The organism is Streptomyces sp. 1331.2, assembly GCF_900199205.1.
Taxonomy (GTDB): domain Bacteria; phylum Actinomycetota; class Actinomycetes; order Streptomycetales; family Streptomycetaceae; genus Kitasatospora.
In genome coordinates this window covers 3,323,587-3,345,254 of record NZ_OBMJ01000001.1, presented here as the reverse complement: position 1 = coordinate 3,345,254, position 21,668 = coordinate 3,323,587, and the positions used below count along the sequence as shown (strand labels likewise).

Genomic DNA, 21,668 nt, shown 5'->3' with positions numbered 1-21,668 from the left:
CGGACCCCGCTACCCCGAGCCCTAACCCCGAGGCCCGTTTCAGTCGCACCTGAAGCGGGCCTCGGCCCAGTCCGCGACGTTCAGCGCCGACCAGATCCCGTGCACCGGGGTGACCACCAGCCGGATCGACTTCTGCCCGGCCAGCGGCACGTGCACCGGCACCGCGTCGTCGCCGGCGGCGAGCGCGCGGGAGCGCCACAGGGGGCTGCCGTCGCCGCCCTCGACGGTGAAGACCACCCCGCCCGGGGAGAGCGTGGCGTCGTCCACCCCGGCGACCGCGTCGAAGGACGTGCAGCTGCGGTTGAGGTCGATCAGGGTGGTCGCCGGGGCGTGCACGGTGATGGCGTGCGGGTGGTAGTCGCCGCCGATCCAGCCGCCCGGGCGCTGCCAGAAGTTGTCGCTGCCCTTCTGCCGGATGCTCGGCCCGGGCGGCGGCACCCGGTGGTGGCCGGGCTTGACCACGGGCAGCGAGTCGCCCCAGAACTCGGCGGGCGCGGGCGGCGTGGGCGGGGTGATGGTCGGGGTCGGCACCGGCGGCAGGGTGGGTGTCGGGACGACGGGTACCTCGGGCGTGGGCACCGGCGGCACGGTGGGGGTGGGGATGGCGGGCACCGCGGGGACGGGCCTCGGGGCCGGCGGGCTGCTCGGCACGGGGGCCGTGGTCCTCGGCGCCTGGGTGGCGGCCGGGGGCTGCACGGCCTTGGGAGCCGGCGTGCTGCTGGGGCTCGGTGCCGGCTGCGCCGGGAGGGGCACGGCGCTGTTCGGCGCCGGGGTGGGTGCGGGCGCGGGGACGACCGGGGCCGGAGTCGGGGGCGCCGGGGCGGCCGGTGCGCTGGTGGCCGGGGGAGCGGCCACCGGGGGCTGCGGCTCGGGCGAGCCGGTGAGCGCGTACGCGGCGACGGCGGCCGCGGCCACCGCGACGGCGGCGGCGATCCCGGCCTTGGCCGCGGTGCCCAGGCCCTCGCCGGCCACGGCAGCGGCCCCGCTCCCGCCCCCACCGGAGGCACCGGCAGCCGTACCGCCCGCCGCACCGGCAGCAGCCCCCGAGGACCCGGCGGTCGCCGCCGCCGTCCCCGCCGCCGCGCCGCCGACCGCGGCGACCCCGCCCACGGCGGCCGCCGCTGCGCCGAACCCGCCGACCCCGATCCAGACGAGCACGCCGCCGGGCAGCAGCGCGCGCAGACCGGTGTTGATCTCGGTCAGTTCCAGGCAGGCGGCCGTGCAGCGGTCGCACTCCCTGAGGTGGCGGCCGACCTCGGCCGAGGCCCGCTTGCGCAGCGAGCCGCGCGCGTACGCCCCGAGCCGGTTGGCGTACGCCTCGCACGCGCTGTCCTGGCTGCCGGAGACGTGAGCCTGCAGGAACGCGGCGGCGAGCCGGTCGCGGGCCCGGTGGGCCTGGACGGCGGTGGCGTTGGCGGTCTTGCCGAGCATCACCGCGACGGTCTTGGGCGACTCCCGCTCGACCTCGGTGTGCCAGAGCACCACCCGGTCGTCCTCGGGGAGTTCGGCGTAGGCCTGCATGACCATCCGCTGGTCGGCCAGCGCCATCGCCCAGGCGTCGGCGCCCGGGTCGGCGAGGTCGAAGTCGACCACGGCGGCCGAGGTCTGGGCGAACACGCTGAAGTCGTCGACGAGTTGTTCGCGCCGCTCGCTGCGGTGCCAGGCGGCGGCGACGTTGCGCACGGCGGTCAGCAGGTACGCGCGGACGGCGAACTCGGGGCCCTTGCCCGCTCTGAGCGCCTGGAGGGTGCGGGCGAAGACCTCGCCGGCGAGGTCCTCGGCGGTGAAGCTGTCCCGGCAGCAGGTGCGCGCGTAGCGGCGCACCGAGTCGGCGTGCCGGCGGTAGATCTCCTCGTACGCGGTGTCGTCGCCGGCCCGCACCCGGGCGGTCAACTCGGCGTCGGAGGCGGGGCGCTCGCCGTCCACCGGGTCGGCGGGGGCGGGCACGGTGGGGCGGGCGTGCCGGCTGTCGCCGGTGTACGGCTCGCCGACGAACGCCTCGGGGGCGACGCCGCCCCGGCCCGCCGGGGCCTGGCCGGGCACCCGGCCCGGGGGCAGCGGGGCGGCGGCGGAGAGCGATTCGCGGCTGGGCATCCCGGCCTGGTCGGGGACGTGTCCGGCGGCCGAACCCGGTGCGGCACCCGGTACTTGGGCCGGCCCGACGGAGCCCCCGAGAGAACCCCCGACCGAGCCTCCGACGGAAGCACCGGCACCGCCGACACCACCGGGGGCCGGGTCGGCCCCGTCGGCGGTACTACCGGAGAGGCCTCCGAAGTCGAGGCCGTACCCGTAGTCGTTCTGTTCCTCGGCGCTCACAACGGACCCCAGATTCCACGACAGCCCCCGTAGTGTGGCAGGGCGCGCGGGAGTGCGTAGACGCACGGTTCCCCGGCGAACGGCGCCGACGGCGCGCGAAGGGCGCGCATCGGGACATTGGCTCCAACCACGGGCAAAGGATGGCATAGCGCAGGGACGGGCGGTAGCCGGACCGGCCGTTCCCCACTCTTCCGAGGGGTCGTCGCGGATGTGTTCGCCCAGCGTGCGGCGAAGGGTCGTGCGAGCCCCGCACCCGGCGCGCGCGCCCGTTTCGCGCGCCGGTGATCCGTCCAACTCCGTTGCCCGCCGGGCGGGCGGGCCGCACCCCTCGGGGGTGTCAGCGCGCCCGCAGACCGTCCAGCAGGATCTGCAGCAGCCGGTCCGACGGCCCGTCGGCCGGCTGACCGTCCGACTGCGGGGAGACCGGCGAGAAGCCGCTCGCCGCGGGCGTCGAGACCGACGGACGGCTGGCGTGCACCGGCACCGAAGCCGTCAGCACCAGCACCACGTCCGACACCGTGACGCCCGGCCGCAGTTCGCCCGCCGCCCCGGCCCGCGCCACCAGGGCGGCCAGCAGCTGCAGCAGCAGCCGCGGATCGGCGTCGGCGGCCGACGGCTCGGCCGTCGCGCCGGAGCGGGCCTCCTCGCCGCGCAGGTCGAAGCGGACGGCGGCGGGCGGTTGCGGTGCCCGCTGTTCGGGCACCCGGCCCAGCTCCTCCGCGTACCGGAACGCCTCCGGGGGCAGCAGCCGCCCGGCGCCGCTGCTCACCGCCCGGGCCAGGTACCCGGCCAGCGCCTCCCAGGCGCCGTCGCCGCCGTACAGCGACTCCCGCGCCTGCGCGGTCAGCCAGGCCACCTCCTCGGCAGCGATCCGCTGGACCAGCACCTCCTTGCTCGGGAAGCGCCGGTAGACCGTGCCCACCCCGACCCCGGCCCGGCGCGCGACCTCCTCCATCGGTGCGCCGTAACCGAATTCGCCGAACACCTCGCGGGCCGCCCGCAGCACGCTCTCCAGGTTCCGCCGGGCGTCCACCCGCAGCCGGGCCCCGGGCACCGGCACGGCGCCCGGCGCGGGCTCGGTCCGGTACGGGACGGCGGCCCGCGCCACCCCGGCCTGCGCCAGGCCGGCTTGTGCCATTCCCGCCTGTGCCGTGCCCACCGGCGCCAGTCCCACCGGCACGGTTCCTGCCTGCGTCGGCAGGTCCACCGGGCCGCGCTGCTCGGGCACCATGCCCGGTCCGGCCTGCGGTGCACCCGCCCGCCCCAACACCTGGTCCTGTTCCATCATCCCAACTCTCCCCCGCAGGCGTCCGAATCCGGACCCTGTCGTCGCCCGCCCCTGCACCCCCCGGTGCAGCTCAGCCCGTCAGAAATGACCTGATGCCCCATCGCTCGTGCCGCCCGTCCGGTTCCGGTGACCACGGTTCGTGCCGCCGGGCCGGGTCCACGTCCGGCTCGGCGCGTCGGCACCGTCCGGGGCCCTGTCCGGGAACTACCCTTCCCCGGATGACTGCCGCCCAGTCGGGTTCTCACGCCAACGCTGGAACTGGCCGTAGTGGCCGCTCCACGGTGCGTCGCCGCCGATTGTCATGGCGACGGCCGCTCCAGTACACAATCCGACCATAGTTCACGGCTCTTCGCGGCCGAAAGTGCGTCAGAAAGTCGCCTGGCAAGCACAACTGGCCACGACGGTCACTCGCGTCGCAACCCGCACCATACGGACTGTGGACAAGACCACCCCCGCCGGTCCTTCATAGGGGGGCGTGATGGGGGACACCCCCGGCCGCGGGGCCGGGACGAAACGTCACACCGGCAGGAGGTGCACCATCAGGATCCTGATCGTCGGCGGCGGCTGCGCCGGGACGGCCACCGCGCTCCACCTCCAGCGGGGCCTGCGGGAGCGGCTGCGGCGCGGCGAGGTGGAGATCACCGTCGTCGAGCCCCAGGCCTACTTCACCTACCATCCTCTGCTCGCCGAGGTCGCGGCCGGCTCGATCGACCCCAGGCACGTGGTCGTCCCGCTGCGCCGGGTCCTGCCGGACTGCCGGGTGCTCACCGCCCGGATCACCGCGATCGAGCACGCCGCCCGCCGCGCCCTGGCCGACGCCGCCGGCCCCGGCGAACCGCCCGCACCGGTCGAACTCCCCTACGACATCCTGGTGGTGGCCCCCGGCTCGGTCTCCCGCACGACCCCGGTGCCCGGCCTCGCCGAGCACGGCCTCGGCTTCTCCACCGTCGGCGAGGCGGTGAGCCTGCGCAACCACGTCCTGGAACAGCTCGACCTCGCCTCCGCCACCCGCGACCCCGCGCTGCGCCAGTCCGCGCTCACCTTCGTCTTCGTCGGCGCCGGCTACGCGGGCGTCGGCGCACTCGCGGAACTGGAGGACATGGCCCGCACCGCCGTACGGGGCTACCACAACGTCCGCGCCGAGGACCTGCGCTGGGTGCTGGTCGAGGCGACCGACCGGATCCTCGCCGAGGAGTCGCCCGAACTCGCTCGGCACACCCTCGGCGAGCTGCGCGAACGCGGCGTCGACATCCGACTGGGCACCACCCTGGAGTCCGCCGTCGACCGGGTCGTCGCACTGTCCGACGGCAGCCGCTTCGGCGCCCGCACCCTGGTCTGGACGGCGGGCATCCGGCCCTCCCCGTTGCTGCGCGACACCGACCTGCCGCTGGACACCGTCGGCCGGGTCCGCTGTCTGGCCACCCTGCAGGCAGTCGGGCCGGACGGGCGCGCCCTGCCCGGCGTCTGGGCGGCCGGCGACTGCGCCGGCGTACCCGACCCGAACGCGGACGGCGCCCCCTGCGCCCCCAACGCCCAGCACGCCTTCGCCCAGGCCGAACTGCTCGCCCGCAACATCGCGGTCGCCCTGGACGGCGGGCCGCACGCGCCGGGCCTGGCCCCGTACCGGCCCGGCCCGGCCGCCTGTTCGACCTCGCTCGGCCCGCGCCGCGCCGTCGCCCACACCCGGAGGGGCGGCACGCTCACCGGTCGGCGGGCCTGGTGGCTGCACCGGGCGCGGCACCTGCGGCGGCTGCCGAGCACCGAGCGGCGGGTGCGGGTGCTGATGGACTGGGTGCTGGGCGGGGTGTTCTCGCGCGAGGCGGTCTCGCTGGGTGCGATGGAGCACCCGCGTTCGGCCTTCGAGGGCGGGTTCGACCCGAAGCCCGGCCGTCCGTCCGACGACCGGCCGGATGCTCCGCGGTGACGCCGGATGCTCCGCGCTGACCACCCCGGCCGAGGCGCGCCGGAGAGCTCTCGGGCGGCCACGCCGGGCGCGCGACTTCCGGAATCGGGCCTCCGCCTGACAGGATCAGCCCGACCTTGTCATTACCCCGTGTGCCGGTGCGTACACAAAAAGTGATGATATGCCTGGAAAACGAGGAAGCAGCCGTCGTTTGAACCTCATGCGCTGGAGCGCCCGGCTCACCGGAGCCCCCTGGCGTGCCGCCCCACCCAACGGGACCGGCACCGACGAGGGCGCGCCCTCCGCCGACGGTGTCGTCGTCCCCAGCCCCCGCGACCCGATCAGCCCCACCACCCCCGCCGCCGAACTCCTCGACCCGCACAGACCGCAGAACCTGCGCGAGGTCCTGAACCGCATCCCGGCCCCGGTCGCCGTCACCTACGGCCCGCTCCACCAGCTCGGCTACGCCAACCGCGCCTACCGCGACCTCTTCGGCGAACGCCCCACCGGCCTGCCCGCCGGCGAGGCCCTACCGGAACTCGGCACCATGGGCGTCCTGCCCCTGATGGACCAGGTCATTCGCGGCGGCCGCCCGCGCAGCGTCAAGGCCCGGTGCATCCTCGGCCTCACCGGCAACCGCTACTACAACGTCTCCTGCGTCCCGCTCGGTCCCGGCGACACCACCGACACCCTCGCCGAAGGCCCGCCCTCCGGCGTCCTGATCTTCGCCGCCGAGGTGACCGACCAGGTCCTCGCCGCCGCGCGCCTGCGCGAAGCCGAACGCCGCCAGCGCGAAGCCGCCGTCACCCTCCAGCGCAGCCTGCTCCCGCAGAAGCTCGACCAGCCGGCGGACCTGCGGGTCGCCGCGACCTACCAGCCCGGCGGTGCCGAGGCCGCCGTCGGCGGCGACTGGTACGACGTCATCGCCATCGACGGCGGGCGGACGGCCCTGGTGATCGGCGACGTCATGGGCCGCGGTCTGCGGGCCGCCGCCGTGATGGGCCAGCTGCGCACCGCCGTCCGCGCCTACGCCCGCCTCGACCTGCCCCCGCACGAGGTGATGCGCCTGCTCGACGGCCTGGCCATGGAGATCGACGCCAACCAGATCGCCACCTGCACCTACGCCGTCTGGGACCCGCAGCGCCGCACCCTCTCCTACGCCTCCGCCGGCCACCTCCCGATGATGCTGCGCTGCCCCGACGGAACCATCCTGCGCAGCGAGGAGCAGAACGGCCCCCCGCTCGGCACCGGCGACGGCCTGCACGTCTCCCACACCCTGCGCCTGCTCCCCGGCACGACCGGCGTCCTCTATACGGACGGCCTGGTCGAACGCCGGGACGAGGACATCGACCAGGGCCTCGACCTCCTGGCCCGCACCCTCACCGGCGCCGTCGGCGCCCCCGAGGTGATCTGCGCCCGGCTGCTGCGGGCCATGGGGGTGACCTCGGAACACGACGACGACGTCGCCGTCCTGGCCTTCCACCTGCCGGCCGAGGAGAGCCCGGACCCAGGGCTTGACTCGGCCATCCCCGAGGTCTAGTGTTCTTCGAGCTGCCTGGCAGGGAGCACCGGACACGCATCGGCGCGGACGGTCCCGGGGCAGCCAATCCTTCGAAACACCACTTCCCGGCTCGGGCTGGGTCGTTTATGCGTTTTTACGCTCAGCGGCTCGGCGCTATTCGGCGTGTTCGTTTTATCGGGTTGCGGCTGGATTCGCTTTTCGAAGCGGGGATCGGCTAGAGTTTGAAACGTCGGACGGGGCGTCAAACCCCGGAAGACACCGGCGAGTTGGATGAACGAAGCCCCGGAAACGGAGCGGAAATCATCTGATAAGCTGGGAACACGAAAGAACGAAGCCCGGAGGGTCCGCTGGAAGGCGGTCCGAAGGAAGCGTCCGTTCCTTGAGAACTCAACAGCGTGCCAAAAGTCAACGCCAGATATGTTGACATCCCCGGCCTCAGGTTTCCTGGGGTTGGAGATTCCTTTTGAAATAACACTAGCGAGGACGCAGTGCGCGGGATCACCCTATTCCGGTGGTTGCCGTGCCGCTCAACGCGAGTGCCGCCCGATTACGGGTAGACATTCACGGAGAGTTTGATCCTGGCTCAGGACGAACGCTGGCGGCGTGCTTAACACATGCAAGTCGAACGGTGAAGCCCTTCGGGGTGGATCAGTGGCGAACGGGTGAGTAACACGTGGGCAATCTGCCCTGCACTCTGGGACAAGCCCTGGAAACGGGGTCTAATACCGGATATGACCTTCCTCCGCATGGGGGTTGGTGGAAAGCTCCGGCGGTGCAGGATGAGCCCGCGGCCTATCAGCTTGTTGGTGGGGTAATGGCCTACCAAGGCGACGACGGGTAGCCGGCCTGAGAGGGCGACCGGCCACACTGGGACTGAGACACGGCCCAGACTCCTACGGGAGGCAGCAGTGGGGAATATTGCACAATGGGCGAAAGCCTGATGCAGCGACGCCGCGTGAGGGATGACGGCCTTCGGGTTGTAAACCTCTTTCAGCAGGGAAGAAGCGCAAGTGACGGTACCTGCAGAAGAAGCACCGGCTAACTACGTGCCAGCAGCCGCGGTAATACGTAGGGTGCGAGCGTTGTCCGGAATTATTGGGCGTAAAGAGCTCGTAGGCGGCCTGTCGCGTCGGATGTGAAAGCCCGGGGCTTAACCCCGGGTCTGCATTCGATACGGGCAGGCTAGAGTGTGGTAGGGGAGATCGGAATTCCTGGTGTAGCGGTGAAATGCGCAGATATCAGGAGGAACACCGGTGGCGAAGGCGGATCTCTGGGCCATTACTGACGCTGAGGAGCGAAAGCGTGGGGAGCGAACAGGATTAGATACCCTGGTAGTCCACGCCGTAAACGTTGGGAACTAGGTGTTGGCGACATTCCACGTCGTCGGTGCCGCAGCTAACGCATTAAGTTCCCCGCCTGGGGAGTACGGCCGCAAGGCTAAAACTCAAAGGAATTGACGGGGGCCCGCACAAGCAGCGGAGCATGTGGCTTAATTCGACGCAACGCGAAGAACCTTACCAAGGCTTGACATATATCGGAAACGGCTAGAGATAGTCGCCCCCTTGTGGTCGGTATACAGGTGGTGCATGGTTGTCGTCAGCTCGTGTCGTGAGATGTTGGGTTAAGTCCCGCAACGAGCGCAACCCTTGTTCTGTGTTGCCAGCATGCCTTTCGGGGTGATGGGGACTCACAGGAGACTGCCGGGGTCAACTCGGAGGAAGGTGGGGACGACGTCAAATCATCATGCCCCTTATGTCTTGGGCTGCACACGTGCTACAATGGTCGGTACAAAGGGCTGCGATGCCGTGAGGCGGAGCGAATCCCAAAAAGCCGGCCTCAGTTCGGATTGGGGTCTGCAACTCGACCCCATGAAGTTGGAGTTGCTAGTAATCGCAGATCAGCATGCTGCGGTGAATACGTTCCCGGGCCTTGTACACACCGCCCGTCACGTCACGAAAGTCGGTAACACCCGAAGCCGGTGGCCTAACCCGTAAGGGGAGGAGCCGTCGAAGGTGGGACCAGCGATTGGGACGAAGTCGTAACAAGGTAGCCGTACCGGAAGGTGCGGCTGGATCACCTCCTTTCTAAGGAGCACATAGCAGCTTCGGGCGAATGTCCCGGAGTGCTCGCTCATGGGTGGAACGTTGACTATTCGGCACAGGAAGAGATCGGATTGCTAGTACTGCTTCGGCGTGGAACGCTTCTGGGATTGACTGTGTCGGGCACGTTGTTGGGTCCTGAGGGAACGGGTAACCGTTGTCTCAGTGGTTGCCGGTCCCATGCTTGTTCAGGTGGGTGACTGGTCGTTGTTTGAGAACTGCACAGTGGACGCGAGCATCTGTGGCCAAGTTTTTAAGGGCGCACGGTGGATGCCTTGGCACCAGGAACCGATGAAGGACGTGGGAGGCCACGATAGTCCCCGGGGAGCCGTCAACCAGGCTTTGATCCGGGGGTTTCCGAATGGGGAAACCCGGCAGTCGTCATGGGCTGTCACCCGCTGCTGAACACATAGGCAGTGTGGAGGGAACGCGGGGAAGTGAAACATCTCAGTACCCGCAGGAAGAGAAAACAACCGTGATTCCGGGAGTAGTGGCGAGCGAAACTGGATGAGGCTAAACCGTTTTGGTGTGAGACCCGGCAGGGGTTGCCATTGCGGGGTTGTGGGAATGAGCTTCAGTCGTCTGCCGGCGGCTGGGCGAGTCAGAAACCGTATGGGTAGTCGAAGGACATGCGAAAGGTCCGGCGTAGAGGGTAAGACCCCCGTAGACGAAATCTGTACGGCTTGCTTGCTCATCTCCCAAGTAGCACGGGGCCCGAGAAATCCCGTGTGAATCTGGCGGGACCACCCGCTAAGCCTAAATATTCCCTGGTGACCGATAGCGGATAGTACCGTGAGGGAATGGTGAAAAGTACCGCGGGAGCGGAGTGAAATAGTACCTGAAACCGTGTGCCTACAAGCCGTGGGAGCGTCGTCGTGGTCTTCGGATCACGGCCGTGACTGCGTGCCTTTTGAAGAATGAGCCTGCGAGTTTGCGGTGTGTAGCGAGGTTAACCCGTGTGGGGTAGCCGTAGCGAAAGCGAGTCCGAATAGGGCGTCTGAGTTGCATGCCCAAGACCCGAAGCGGAGTGATCTAGCCATGGGCAGGTTGAAGCGCGGGTAAGACCGTGTGGAGGACCGAACCCACCAGGGTTGAAAACCTGGGGGATGACCTGTGGTTAGGGGTGAAAGGCCAATCAAACTCCGTGATAGCTGGTTCTCCCCGAAATGCATTTAGGTGCAGCGTCACGTGTTTCTTGCCGGAGGTAGAGCACTGGATAGGCGATGGGCCTTACCGGGTTACTGACCTTAGCCAAACTCCGAATGCCGGTAAGTGAGAGCGTGGCAGTGAGACTGTGGGGGATAAGCTCCATGGTCGAGAGGGAAACAGCCCAGAACACCGACTAAGGTCCCTAAGCGTGTGCTAAGTGGGAAAGGATGTGGAGTCGCAGAGACAACCAGGAGGTTGGCTTAGAAGCAGCCACCCTTGAAAGAGTGCGTAATAGCTCACTGGTCAAGTGATTCCGCGCCGACAATGTAGCGGGGCTCAAGCACATCACCGAAGTCGTGTCATTGCAGCATTGAGGGCCAACGCCTGCTGTGATGGGTAGGGGAGCGTCGTGTGCCGGGTGAAGCGGCGGTGGAAACCAGTCGTGGACGGTATACGAGTGAGAATGCAGGCATGAGTAGCGATACAAGAGTGGGAAACTCTTGCGCCGATTGACCAAGGGTTCCTGGGTCAAGCTGATCTGCCCAGGGTAAGTCGGGACCTAAGGCGAGGCCGACAGGCGTAGTCGATGGACAACGGGTTGATATTCCCGTACCCGCTTTGAAGCGCCAACGCTGAACCAGGTGATGCTAAGGCCGTGAAGCCGGCCCGGAGTCTTCGGACAAAGGGACGTGGTGGAGCCGCCGATCCAAGTCTGCAGTAGGTGAGCGATGGGGTGACGCAGGAAGGTAGTCCAGCCCGGGCGGTGGTTGTCCCGGGGTAAGGGTGTAGGCCGTGAGGTAGGCAAATCCGCCTCACATTAAGGCTGAGACCTGATGCCGAGCCGATTGTGGTGAAGTGGATGATCCTATGCTGTCGAGAAAAGCCTCTAGCGAGTTTCATGGCGGCCCGTACCCCAAACCGACTCAGGTGGTCAGGTAGAGAATACCGAGGCGTTCGGGTGAACTATGGTTAAGGAACTCGGCAAAATGCCCCCGTAACTTCGGGAGAAGGGGGGCCATTCCTGGTGACGGGCCTTGCGCCTTGAGCTGGGGGTGGCCGCAGAGACCAGCGAGAAGCGACTGTTTACTAAAAACACAGGTCCGTGCGAAGCCGTAAGGCGATGTATACGGACTGACGCCTGCCCGGTGCTGGAACGTTAAGGGGACCGGTTAGCTTGGATTCGTCCAGGCGAAGCTGAGAACTTAAGCGCCAGTAAACGGCGGTGGTAACTATAACCATCCTAAGGTAGCGAAATTCCTTGTCGGGTAAGTTCCGACCTGCACGAATGGCGTAACGACTTCTCGACTGTCTCAACCATAGGCCCGGTGAAATTGCATTACGAGTAAAGATGCTCGTTTCGCGCAGCAGGACGGAAAGACCCCGGGACCTTTACTATAGCTTGATATTGGTGTTCGGTTCGGCTTGTGTAGGATAGGTGGGAGACTTTGAAGCGGCAACGCCAGTTGTTGTGGAGTCGTCGTTGAAATACCACTCTGGTCGTGCTGGATGTCTAACCTGGGTCCGTGATCCGGATCAGGGACAGTGTCTGGTGGGTAGTTTAACTGGGGCGGTTGCCTCCTAAAGGGTAACGGAGGCGCCCAAAGGTTCCCTCAGCCTGGTTGGCAATCAGGTGTTGAGTGTAAGTGCACAAGGGAGCTTGACTGTGAGACTGACGGGTCGAGCAGGTACGAAAGTAGGGACTAGTGATCCGGCGGTGGCTTGTGGAAGCGCCGTCGCTCAACGGATAAAAGGTACCCCGGGGATAACAGGCTGATCTTCCCCAAGAGTCCATATCGACGGGATGGTTTGGCACCTCGATGTCGGCTCGTCGCATCCTGGGGCTGGAGTAGGTCCCAAGGGTTGGGCTGTTCGCCCATTAAAGCGGTACGCGAGCTGGGTTTAGAACGTCGTGAGACAGTTCGGTCCCTATCCGCTGTGCGCGTAGGAGTGTTGAGAAGGGCTGTCCCTAGTACGAGAGGACCGGGACGGACGAACCTCTGGTGTGCCAGTTGTCCTGCCAAGGGCATGGCTGGTTGGCTACGTTCGGGAGGGATAACCGCTGAAAGCATCTAAGCGGGAAGCCTGCTTCGAGATGAGCACTCCCACCTCCTTGAGAGGGTAAGGCTCCCAGTAGACGACTGGGTTGATAGGCCGGATATGGAAGCCCTGTGAGGGGTGGAGTTGACCGGTACTAATAGGCCGAGGGCTTGTCCTCAGTTGCTCGCGTCCACTGTGTTGTTCTGAAACAACGACCGCCCTGCCGGCGGGTCGACAGTTTCATAGTGTTTCGGTGGTCATAGCGTGAGGGAAACGCCCGGTTACATTCCGAACCCGGAAGCTAAGCCTCACAGCGCCGATGGTACTGCAGGGGGGACCCTGTGGGAGAGTAGGACGCCGCCGAACAATTCTTCTGAAGAACCCCTGATCCATTCGGATCAGGGGTTCTTTGCATTTCCGGTGACGTATCGTCAGTGCATGGACGATCAGACAGCGGTCATTGCGAACGATGTGCTCCGGCCCGAGCAGCGCGACGGTGCTCTGCGTGTTCTGGCGGAGGCGCAGGCGGTGGACGGCCGGGCCGCCGTGTCCGAGCAGGGCCGGCTCCGGCTTCGGACCGCGGAGACACCGCGCCCGGGTGTCATCCACCTCGTCGAGACCGAGTCCGGCCCTGCCACCGACTCCACAACCGACTCCACAACCGACTCCGACGCCGTCCTCGGCTACGGCCAGCTCGAAGTCCCGCAGGCCCCGACCGCCAACCCCACCGCCGAGCTGGTGGTCGACCCGGCCGCCCGCGGCCGGGGCCTGGGCCGTCTGCTGGTGGACGCCATCCTGGCGGCGGCCCACGGCGCGGGCCGGGACGCGGTGGACTTCTGGGTGCACGGCGGCCACCCGGCGGCCCGGCACCTGGCCGAGTCGTACGGCGCCGAGCTGGTCCGCGAGCTGCGGCAGATGCGTCGCACCGGTCCGCAGACCGAGGAGGTGGTGGTCCCCGAGGGGATCGAGCTCCGCACCTTCCGTCCGGGGGAGGACGATGCCGAGTGGCTTCGGCTGAACGCGCTGGCCTTCGCGCACCACCCGGAGCAGGGGGCCTGGACCGAGCAGGACCTGGCCGAGCGGATCGCCGAGCCCTGGTTCGACCCGGCCGGCTTCTTCCTCGCCACCCGCGGCGGCAAGGTGGTCGGATTCCACTGGACGAAGGTGCACCCGGCCACCGCCACCGAGCCGCAGCTCGGCGAGGTGTACGTGGTCGGGGTGGACCCGGCCGAGCAGGGCAGCGGCCTCGGCCGCGCGCTGACCGCCGCGGGCCTGCGCCACCTGACCGGCTCCGGTCCGGGCGAGCGCGGGCTCGGCACCGTACTCCTCTACGTCGACGCCGACAATCCGGCCGCTGTGCGGGTATATGAACGACTGGGATTCACCATTCACGAGGTGGACCTCATGTACCGCGCCCGGTACCGGAGCAACCAGAGCAACCAGACCAACTAGGTCAACCGAGCTAACCAGACCAATCAGGCCAACCACGCGAACGGGGCGCTCTGAAACGGCCCCCGACGGAACCCCGAGCGGTCGCGGGCGAGGGACGGGACGGCAGCACCCCTTGCTCCGACCGACTCAGCTTTCCTCCTGGCCATGCGGTGTTTACCGTGGATTCAATTGCTGCCGCGAAGATCACAGGATGAAGTCCGTAGTGTCTCGCTCGTGCAGAGTCGACCGCCACACGCCGGCCGGTCCTGTACGGACCGCGCCCGGCGGATGGGCGCTGTTCCCGGGGTCGGTCCGGGGCGAGGGCGACGGCCCGCAGAGCCACACGCGTCCGGACACCGTCCTGCTGCTGGAGGAGCTGGAGCCCATGAGCATCCCCCGCCCCGTCTCTGCCCCGCTGTCGCCGCCGGCCAGGATGTCCAGTGCGCTGGGGGTCCCGCCGGAGCTGCCGACCGCGGACGAGCAGGAGTTCGAAGCCTTGCCGCAGGGCCGCTTCCTGGACCGCGAGCGCAGTTGGCTCGCGTTCAACGAGCGCGTCCTGGAGCTCGCCGAGGACCCGGGGATACCGCTGCTGGAGCGGGCCAAGTTCCTGGCGATCTTCGCGAGCAACCTGGACGAGTTCTTCATGGTCCGGGTGGCCGGCCTGAAGCGCCGGATCGCCACCGGCGTCGCCCAGCGCAGCTCATCGGGTCTTCAGCCGCGCGAGGTGCTGGACCTGATCTGGACCCGCTCGCGCGAGCTGATGGCCCGGCACGCCGCCGCCTTCCAGCAGGAGGTGCTGCCGGACCTCGCCACCGAGGGCATCGAGGTGGTCCGCTGGCCGGAGCTGGCGGAGAAGGAGCAGGCCCGGCTGCACACGCTGTTCCGGCAGAAGATCTTCCCGGTCCTGACCCCGCTGGCGGTCGACCCGGCGCACCCCTTCCCGTACATATCGGGACTCTCGCTCAACCTGGCCGTCGTGGTGCGAAACCCGGTCTCCGGGCACAAGCACTTCGCCCGGGTGAAGGTGCCGCAGTCGCTGGCCCGTTTCCTGGAGGCCTCGCCCCAGCGGTACGTCCCGCTGGAGGACGTCATGGGCGCGCACCTGGAGGAGCTGTTCCCGGGGATGGAGGTGCTGGCCCACCACGCCTTCCGCGTCACCCGCAACGAGGACCTGGAGGTGGAGGAGGACGACACCGAGAACATCCTCAAGGCCCTGGAGAAGGAGCTGATGCGGCGGCGCTTCGGCCCGCCGGTCCGGCTGGAGGTCGAGGAATCGATCGACCCCTACATCCTGGACCTGCTGGTGCGGGAGCTGAACATCACCGAGGCGGAGGTCTTCCCGCTGCCCGGGCCGCTGGACCTGACCGGGCTGTTCGGGATCGCCGAGCTGGACCGTCCGGAGCTCAAGTACCCCAAGTTCGTGGCGGGAACGGCCCGCGGGCTGACCGACGTCGAGTCGGCCTCCCAGCCGGACATCTTCGCGGCGATGCGCGAGCGCGACGTCCTGCTGCACCACCCGTACGACAGCTTCTCCACCTCGGTGCAGGCCTTCCTGGAGCAGGCCGCCGCCGACCCGGACGTCCTGGCGATCAAGCAGACGCTGTACCGGACCTCCGGTGACTCGCCGATCGTGGACGCGCTGATCGACGCGGCCGAGTCCGGCAAGCAGGTGCTGGTCCTGGTCGAGATCAAGGCGCGCTTCGACGAGCAGGCCAACATCAAGTGGGCCCGCAAGCTGGAGGAAGCCGGCTGCCACGTGGTCTACGGCCTGGTCGGGCTGAAGACGCACTGCAAGCTGTCGCTGGTGGTCCGCGAGGAGGGCGACACCCTGCGGCGCTACTCGCACGTGGGCACGGGCAACTACCACCCGAAGACGGCCCGGCTGTACGAGGACCTGGGCCTGCTCACCTCCGACCCGCAGGTCGGCGCTGACCTCTCGGACCTCTTCAACCGGCTCTCCGGCTACTCGCGCCGCGAGTCCTACCGCCGCCTGCTGACCGCCCCGCGCGGACTGCGCGACGGGCTGGTCTCGCGGATCCACAACGAGATCGCCCACCACCGGGCGGGCCGCCCGGCCTACGTGAAGCTCAAGGTCAACTCGATCGTCGACGAGGCCGTGATCGACGCGCTGTACCGGGCCTCGCAGGCCGGGGTGCCGGTGGACGTCTGGGTGCGCGGGATCTGCGCGATCCGTCCCGGTGTTCCGGGGCTGAGCGAGAACATCCGGGTCCGCAGCATCCTGGGCCGCTTCCTGGAGCACTCCCGGGTGTTCGTGTTCGGCAACAACGGCGATCCGGAGGTCTGGATCGGCAGCGCCGACATGATGCACCGCAACCTGGACCGCCGGATCGAGGCGCTGATGCGGATCACCGATCCGGCCCACCGCGCCGAGCTGTCCGGGCTGATCGACCTCGGGGTGTCGGACGAGACGCAGTCCTGGCACCTGGGGCCGGACGGCGCCTGGACCCGCCGCTCGCAGGACGCCGAGGGCCGGCCGCTGCGGCACGTCCAAGATCTGTTGATCGACTCGCGCCAGCGCCGCCGGGCCGCCACCTCGCGCTGACGCGTCCACTGATGCGAAGCCGCCGGGGCGGCGCGCCTGCCACACTCTCACGGGCAGCCACTCCGGCGGTCGGCCACCAGCTCCGGGGGACGGCCCCGGGGGAACGGGGATCTACCACGCCATGACCGATGCGCCGATGACGGCCCAGGCGGCCTCCACCGCGACCGCCGGGGACATCCTTTCCCGCCACCTCACCGCCCAGGCCGGCGCCTTCCTGCGCGCCCTGCCGCTGGCGGTGGGGGAGGTCGGCGCCAGACCCGGGACGGCCTCGGTCGTCCCGGCGGCGGGCACCTCGGACCTGCTGCGGGCCGTCCGGCGGATCGGTGGGCTGCTGCACACCTTCGGCGCGGTCTTCGAGCCTGCCTGGGCTCAGGAGTCGCGCACCGAGCTGCGCTGGCTGCTGAACCTGTTGGCGCTGGAGCCCGGGTACGTCCGCCGCTCGGCCCGGTTGCTGGGCGCGCTGGACTCGCTCAGCGGCACCGACCCGGACGGGGCTGGCATGCTGGCCGGCCACGCGGGCGCGCCCAAGGCGCGGGCGCTGCTGGACCGCCAGCTCACCCTGGCCAGGACCCGGGCGCACTCCACGGTGCTCCAGGAGCTCCGCTCGGCCCGGCTGCACGCGCTGGCGGACCGGATGACGCTGCTCGTCGGCGAGGCGCCGCTGCTGGAGTCGGCGGGCGGCCGGGCGCCGGCGGTGCTGCTGCCGCAGGCGGCCGCCGCCTTCGCGGCGCTGTCCGCGACCGCTGCGCAGCTGCCGCTGCACCGGGCCGCGACGCCGTACGGCGGGGACGGGCTGCGCCGGCTGGGCGCGGTGCCGGCGGCCCGCGGCGCAGTGGACGCGGATGCGGCGCTGGCGGCCGACGACGCGCCCTGGTCGCGGCTGCGGATCCTGGTCAAGCGCGCCCGGTACGCGCTGGAGGTGTGCGGCCGCCCGGCGTCCGAGCTGGACGAGCTGGACGCGGTGCTGGCCCGGCAGCAGGAGGCGGCGGACGCCGCGGTCACCGCCGCCACCGCGGCGCGCACCCCGCGGATCACCCCGGCGACGGCGTACGTGCTGGGCGTGGTGCACGCCGACCAGCGGCTGGAGGTGGAGTCGGCACGGTACGCCTTCGGCCGCCGGTGGCCCGACCTCCAGCCCGGCCCGGACGGCTGGCCGGACCTGTCCGCGGCGGAGGGCTGGGGGCACCCCGCCGTCCCGAGGACGGTCTGAGGTGGGCGAGCGCCCGGGCACCACGCCCACGGGCAGCATGCCCACGAGCACCACCACCGGCCCGTCCACGCCCCCGACCGGCCGCGCCCCGGTGATCCTGGCGGCGGGCGCGGTGCTGTGGGTGCCGGGCCGGCTGAAGAAGAGCGGCCGGCTGGGGCGGCCCCGGATCGCGCTGATCCACCGGCCGAAGTACGACGACTGGAGCCTGCCGAAGGGCAAGCTCGACCCCGGTGAGGGCGTGGCCGAGGCGGCGCTGCGCGAGGTGTGGGAGGAGACCGGGTTCCGCTGCCTGCTCGGCCCCGAGCTGCCGGCCCAGCACTACCAGGTGCAGGGCCGTCCGAAGGAGGTCCGGTACTGGGCGGCGGTGCCGTCGACGGGCGCCTTCCGGCCCAACCGCGAGGTGGACCGGCTGGAGTGGCTGCCGGCCGGGAAGGCCCGTGCGCGGCTCACGTACGACCACGACCGGTTGCTGGTCGACGCCCTGCTGGTGATGCTGGGGGCGAAGCCGGTGCGGACGGAGGGGTTCCGTCGGTGAAGGAACGGTGGAAGTGATCCCGCCGCGCTCTCGCCGTGACGCAACCGTTACTACCTGACGTAGTTTCCTGTCATCCTTTCGAGGTTCACTCGCCGTTCACTTGCGACCGGCTGTCGTGTCACTTACTCGGCCTAACTTCGGGACCACCGGAGGGCCGCACGGGCCCCGGACCACAGCAAAACCCGCTCTGCGCCGTACCTCGTACGGCCCCTGCACCGGGCAATGCCACAGAAAGGGACACCCCAGTGAAGCTCCAGCGGAACGGCCGCTCCAAGGCCCTCGCGATCGGTGCCATGGCGCTCGTCAGCTCGCTGTCGCTCGCCGCCTGCGGCTCGGACAACAACAACACCACCACCGCGTCCGGGTCCGGCTCCAGCGGCTCCGCCGCGGCCGGTGCCGCGATCAACTGTGGCAAGTCCGGTTCGCTGATCGCCGCCGGTTCGACCGCCCAGGGCACGGCGATCGACGTCTGGAAGACCAACTTCGGCGCCGCCTGCTCCGGCACCACCATCAACTACCAGGGTGTGGGCTCCGGCGCCGGCATCCAGCAGTTCACCCAGGGCAAGGTCCAGTTCGCCGGCTCCGACTCGGCTCTCAAGCCGGCCGAGGTCGACGCCACCAAGGCGGTCTGCACCGGCGGCCAGGGCATCGACCTGCCGATGGCCGGCGGTCTGATCTCGCTGGTCTACAACGTGGACAACGTCGACAACCTGGTCCTGGACGCCCCGACCGCCGCCAAGATCTTCGACTCGCAGATCACCAAGTGGAACGACCCGGCCATCGCCGCCCTCAACCCGGGCGCCAAGCTGCCGGACGCCGACATCCAGTCGTTCCACCGCTCGGACGACTCCGGCACCACCGACAACCTGACCAAGTACTTCGCCGCCGCCGGCCAGGGCGCCTGGGCCTACCCGTCCAGCAAGACCTGGGCGGCCAAGGGCGGTCAGTCGGCCAACGGCAGCGCCGGTGTCGCGGCCCAGGTGAAGCAGGTCAAGAACTCGATCAGCTACGTCGAGCTGGCCTACGCCCAGACCAACAGCCTGAAGAGCGCCGCCATCAACACCGGTGCCGCCAAGCCGGTCGAGGCCACCGCCGCCAACGCCGCCAACACCTTCGCCAAGGCGCAGGTCGCCGGCACCGGCAGCGACCTGGCGCTGAAGCTCGACTACGCGACCAAGGACGAGGGCTCGTACCCGCTGGTCCTGGTCACCTACGAGATCGTCTGCGACAAGGGCAACAAGGCCGACACCCTGGACACCCTGAAGTCCTTCCTGACCTACACCGCCAGCGACGCGGGTCAGAAGGCGGCCGGCGACAAGGGCTACGTCCCGCTGCCGAAGGAGCTGACCGGCAAGGTCAACGCCGTCATCCCGACCCTGGCCTGATCCGACGGGACCACCGGTGGAGCGGCCCCGTGAGCGAGGGGGGCCGGGGCCGCCCCACCGGAACACACCGAAACCCAGCACCACGTCCGGGGCACCGCCGCCAGGGTGCCGTCCCCCTTCCGGGGCGGCGCCACCAGACCGGAGTAGACCAATGACTTCATCCTCCCCTGCCGCCCCGCGAGGCAGGGAACGCCGACGGCGCGACAGCCGGGTCGGCGACAAGATCTTCATGAACCTCGCCCGTGGCTCGGGCATCCTGCTGCTGGTCATCATGGCCGCGATCGCCGGCTTCCTGGCCTGGCGCTCGGGCCTGGCCCTCAGCAAGAACGAGGGCAACTTCCTGACCTCCTTCGAGTGGGCGCCGGACGCCCCGAAGCCGGTCTTCGGCATCGCGGTGCTGGCCTTCGGCACCATCGTGAGCGCCGTGATCGCCATGGCGATCGCCGTCCCGGTGGCCATCGGGATCGCGCTGTTCATCTCGCACTACGCGCCGCGCCGGATCGCCCAGCCGTTCGCCTACCTGGTGGACCTGCTCGCGGCCGTCCCCAGCATCGTCTACGGCCTCTGGGGCGCGCTCTTCCTGGTGCCGCACATGGACGGCCTGACCAGCTGGCTCAACGAGTACCTGGGCTGGACGTACATCTTCGACCAGACCAAGACCGGCACCCCGCGCAACCTGTTCACCACCGGCATCCTGCTGGCGATCATGGTCCTGCCGATCATCACCGCGGTCTCCCGCGAGGTGTTCCGCCAGGTGCCGCGGATGCACGAGGAGGCGGCGCTCGCGCTCGGCGCGACCCGCTGGGAGATGATCCGCACCGCCGTGCTGCCGTTCGGCCGCCCGGGCATCATCTCGGCCTCGATGCTCGGCCTCGGCCGCGCGCTCGGCGAGACCATCGCGGTAGCGGTGGTGCTCTCCTCCAGCAACATCCTGTCGCTGCACATCCTCGACGCGGGCGGCGGCACCTTCGCGCAGAACATCGCGCTGAAGTTCGCCGAGGCCGGCGACAACGGCCGCAACGCGCTGATGGCCTCCGGCCTCGTCCTGTTCGTCATCACCCTGCTGGTGAACGGTGCCGCGCGACTGATCATCGCCCGCCGCAAGGAGTACTCGGGGGCCAACGCATGACCACCGCCGTCGTCGAGGACGCCCGCCCGCTGGGCCGTCCGCTGACCGCCAACCGCCTGCCCAAGTGGGCCCCGGCCGCCGTGGCCGCCGGCTCGATCGCCCTCGGCTGCGGGATCGGCGCGGTCGCCGGCCTCGCCAGCCACCTCCAGTGGGGCCTGATCTCGGCCGCGCTGTTCCTGCTGATCAGCTACGGCCTCTCGGCCCGGGTCGAGGGCCGCCGTCAGGCCAAGGACCGGTTCGCCACCTCGGTGGTCTGGGTCGCCTTCATCCTGGCCGTCGTCCCGCTGGTCGCCCTGACGGTCTACACCGTCCAGCAGGGCATCGCCGTGGTCGACGGGAACTTCCTGAGCCACTCGATGAAGGGCGTGCTCCAGTCCGGTCCCGGCGGTGGCATCTACCACGCGCTGATCGGCACCCTGGAGCAGGTCGCTCTGGCCACCGCGATCGCCGCCCCGATCGGTCTGCTGACCGCCGTCTACCTGGTCGAGTACGGCCGCGGCAAGCTCGCCAAGACGGTCACCTTCTTCGTCGACGTCATGACGGGCATCCCGTCGATCGTCGCCGGTCTGTTCGTCCTCTCGGTCTGGAACCTCGCGCTGGGCTTCGGCTACTCCGGCTTCTCGGGCAGCCTCGCGCTGGCGATCCTGATGATGCCGGTCGTGGTCCGCTCCACCGAGGAGATGCTCAAGCTCGTCCCGAACGAGCTGCGCGAGGCGTCGTACGCGCTCGGCGTGCCGAAGTGGAAGACCATCCTGCGGATCGTCCTGCCCACCGCGATCGGCGGCATCACCACCGGCGTGATGCTCGCGGTCGCCCGCATCACGGGCGAGACCGCCCCGGTGATGATGCTGGTGTTCGGCGCCGACTACATCAACAACAACCCCTTCGAGGGACCGCAGCAGTCGCTGCCGATGTACATCTGGACGCAGTACTCGCAGGTCAACAACGACTTCGGCTACGCCCGTGCCTGGGGCGCGGCGCTGGTGCTGATCGCCTTCGTGATGGGGCTCAACCTCATCGCGCGGGGCATCGCCCGCTGGCGCTCGCCCAAGGGCGGACGCTGACCGACCGACTGACGTACGAGACAGACGAGAGAAGCAA

10 protein-coding genes, 3 rRNA genes and 1 pseudogene are annotated in these 21,668 nt (G+C 69.3%); 12 read left to right on the top strand and 2 right to left on the bottom strand.

The features are described from left to right. Positions 1–39: 39 nt before the first annotated feature. Positions 40–2,094: a sigma-70 family RNA polymerase sigma factor gene (locus CRP52_RS14135; protein ID WP_257032470.1), complete on the bottom strand. Its 2,055-nt coding sequence runs from the start codon at positions 2,092–2,094 to the stop codon at positions 40–42. 559 nt (positions 2,095–2,653) lie between these two features. After that, entirely contained in the window at positions 2,654–3,604 is a 951-nt protein-coding gene (locus CRP52_RS14130; protein WP_306458861.1) for a TetR/AcrR family transcriptional regulator, read from the bottom strand. Positions 3,605–4,082: 478 nt separating this feature from the next. Here CRP52_RS14130 and CRP52_RS14125 point away from each other — a divergent pair, with 478 nt between their 5' ends. From CRP52_RS14125 to pstA, 12 genes and pseudogenes are all read left to right on the top strand, one after another. Continuing rightward, positions 4,083–5,528 (top strand): NAD(P)/FAD-dependent oxidoreductase, encoded by a 1,446-nt coding sequence (locus tag CRP52_RS14125; RefSeq protein ID WP_097240080.1) that lies wholly within the window; start codon positions 4,083–4,085, stop codon positions 5,526–5,528. Positions 5,529–5,718: 190 nt separating this feature from the next. Next, positions 5,719–7,023 (top strand): annotated as a pseudogene (locus tag CRP52_RS14120) (SpoIIE family protein phosphatase); the annotation flags it as partial. A gap of 566 nt (positions 7,024–7,589) precedes the next feature. Further along, positions 7,590–9,113 (top strand): 16S ribosomal RNA (locus CRP52_RS14110). Positions 9,114–9,371: 258 nt separating this feature from the next. After that, positions 9,372–12,492, top strand: a 23S ribosomal RNA gene (locus tag CRP52_RS14105). Positions 12,493–12,563: 71 nt separating this feature from the next. Further along, a 5S ribosomal RNA gene (rrf, locus tag CRP52_RS14100) occupies positions 12,564–12,680 on the top strand. Together the 16S, 23S and 5S rRNA genes form the textbook arrangement of a ribosomal RNA operon. Before the next feature lie 72 nt (positions 12,681–12,752). Continuing rightward, the gene (mshD, locus tag CRP52_RS14095; RefSeq protein ID WP_097236714.1) at positions 12,753–13,766 is read left to right on the top strand and encodes a mycothiol synthase; all 1,014 of its coding nucleotides are present in this window, start codon (positions 12,753–12,755) and stop codon (positions 13,764–13,766) included. Between the two features lie 364 nt (positions 13,767–14,130). Further along, positions 14,131–16,308: an RNA degradosome polyphosphate kinase gene (locus CRP52_RS14090; protein ID WP_097236713.1), complete on the top strand. Its 2,178-nt coding sequence runs from the start codon at positions 14,131–14,133 to the stop codon at positions 16,306–16,308. Between the two features lie 121 nt (positions 16,309–16,429). After that, the gene (locus tag CRP52_RS14085) at positions 16,430–17,518 is read left to right on the top strand and encodes a CHAD domain-containing protein (protein WP_097236712.1); all 1,089 of its coding nucleotides are present in this window, start codon (positions 16,430–16,432) and stop codon (positions 17,516–17,518) included. Positions 17,519–17,555: 37 nt separating this feature from the next. Beyond that, entirely contained in the window at positions 17,556–18,053 is a 498-nt protein-coding gene (locus tag CRP52_RS14080; protein ID WP_097240079.1) for an NUDIX hydrolase, read from the top strand. A gap of 245 nt (positions 18,054–18,298) precedes the next feature. Continuing rightward, a complete protein-coding gene (pstS, locus tag CRP52_RS14075; RefSeq protein ID WP_179852794.1) occupies positions 18,299–19,438 on the top strand; it encodes a phosphate ABC transporter substrate-binding protein PstS in 1,140 nt (379 codons plus the stop codon). Between the two features lie 151 nt (positions 19,439–19,589). Next, a complete protein-coding gene (gene pstC, locus CRP52_RS14070; protein WP_097236711.1) occupies positions 19,590–20,567 on the top strand; it encodes a phosphate ABC transporter permease subunit PstC in 978 nt (325 codons plus the stop codon). Next, a complete protein-coding gene (pstA, locus tag CRP52_RS14065; RefSeq protein WP_097236710.1) occupies positions 20,564–21,631 on the top strand; it encodes a phosphate ABC transporter permease PstA in 1,068 nt (355 codons plus the stop codon). Before pstC ends, pstA begins: the two co-directional genes overlap by 4 nt. Positions 21,632–21,668 lie beyond the last annotated feature (37 nt).

What these genes read in the sequence shown, in the direction of transcription:
- mshD (WP_097236714.1), top strand. Translation starts at nt 12,753, where the DNA reads ATGGACGATCAGACAGCGGTCATTGCGAACGATGTGCTCCGGCCCGAG.
- CRP52_RS14080 (WP_097240079.1), top strand. Translation starts at nt 17,556, where the DNA reads ATGCCCACGAGCACCACCACCGGCCCGTCCACGCCCCCGACCGGCCGC.
- CRP52_RS14125 (WP_097240080.1), top strand. Translation starts at nt 4,083, where the DNA reads ATGGGGGACACCCCCGGCCGCGGGGCCGGGACGAAACGTCACACCGGC.
- CRP52_RS14135 (WP_257032470.1), bottom strand. Translation starts at nt 2,094, where the DNA reads ATGCCCAGCCGCGAATCGCTCTCCGCCGCCGCCCCGCTGCCCCCGGGC.
- CRP52_RS14090 (WP_097236713.1), top strand. Translation starts at nt 14,131, where the DNA reads ATGAGCATCCCCCGCCCCGTCTCTGCCCCGCTGTCGCCGCCGGCCAGG.
- CRP52_RS14085 (WP_097236712.1), top strand. Translation starts at nt 16,430, where the DNA reads ATGACCGATGCGCCGATGACGGCCCAGGCGGCCTCCACCGCGACCGCC.
- pstA (WP_097236710.1), top strand. Translation starts at nt 20,564, where the DNA reads ATGACCACCGCCGTCGTCGAGGACGCCCGCCCGCTGGGCCGTCCGCTG.
- pstC (WP_097236711.1), top strand. Translation starts at nt 19,590, where the DNA reads ATGACTTCATCCTCCCCTGCCGCCCCGCGAGGCAGGGAACGCCGACGG.
- CRP52_RS14130 (WP_306458861.1), bottom strand. Translation starts at nt 3,604, where the DNA reads ATGATGGAACAGGACCAGGTGTTGGGGCGGGCGGGTGCACCGCAGGCC.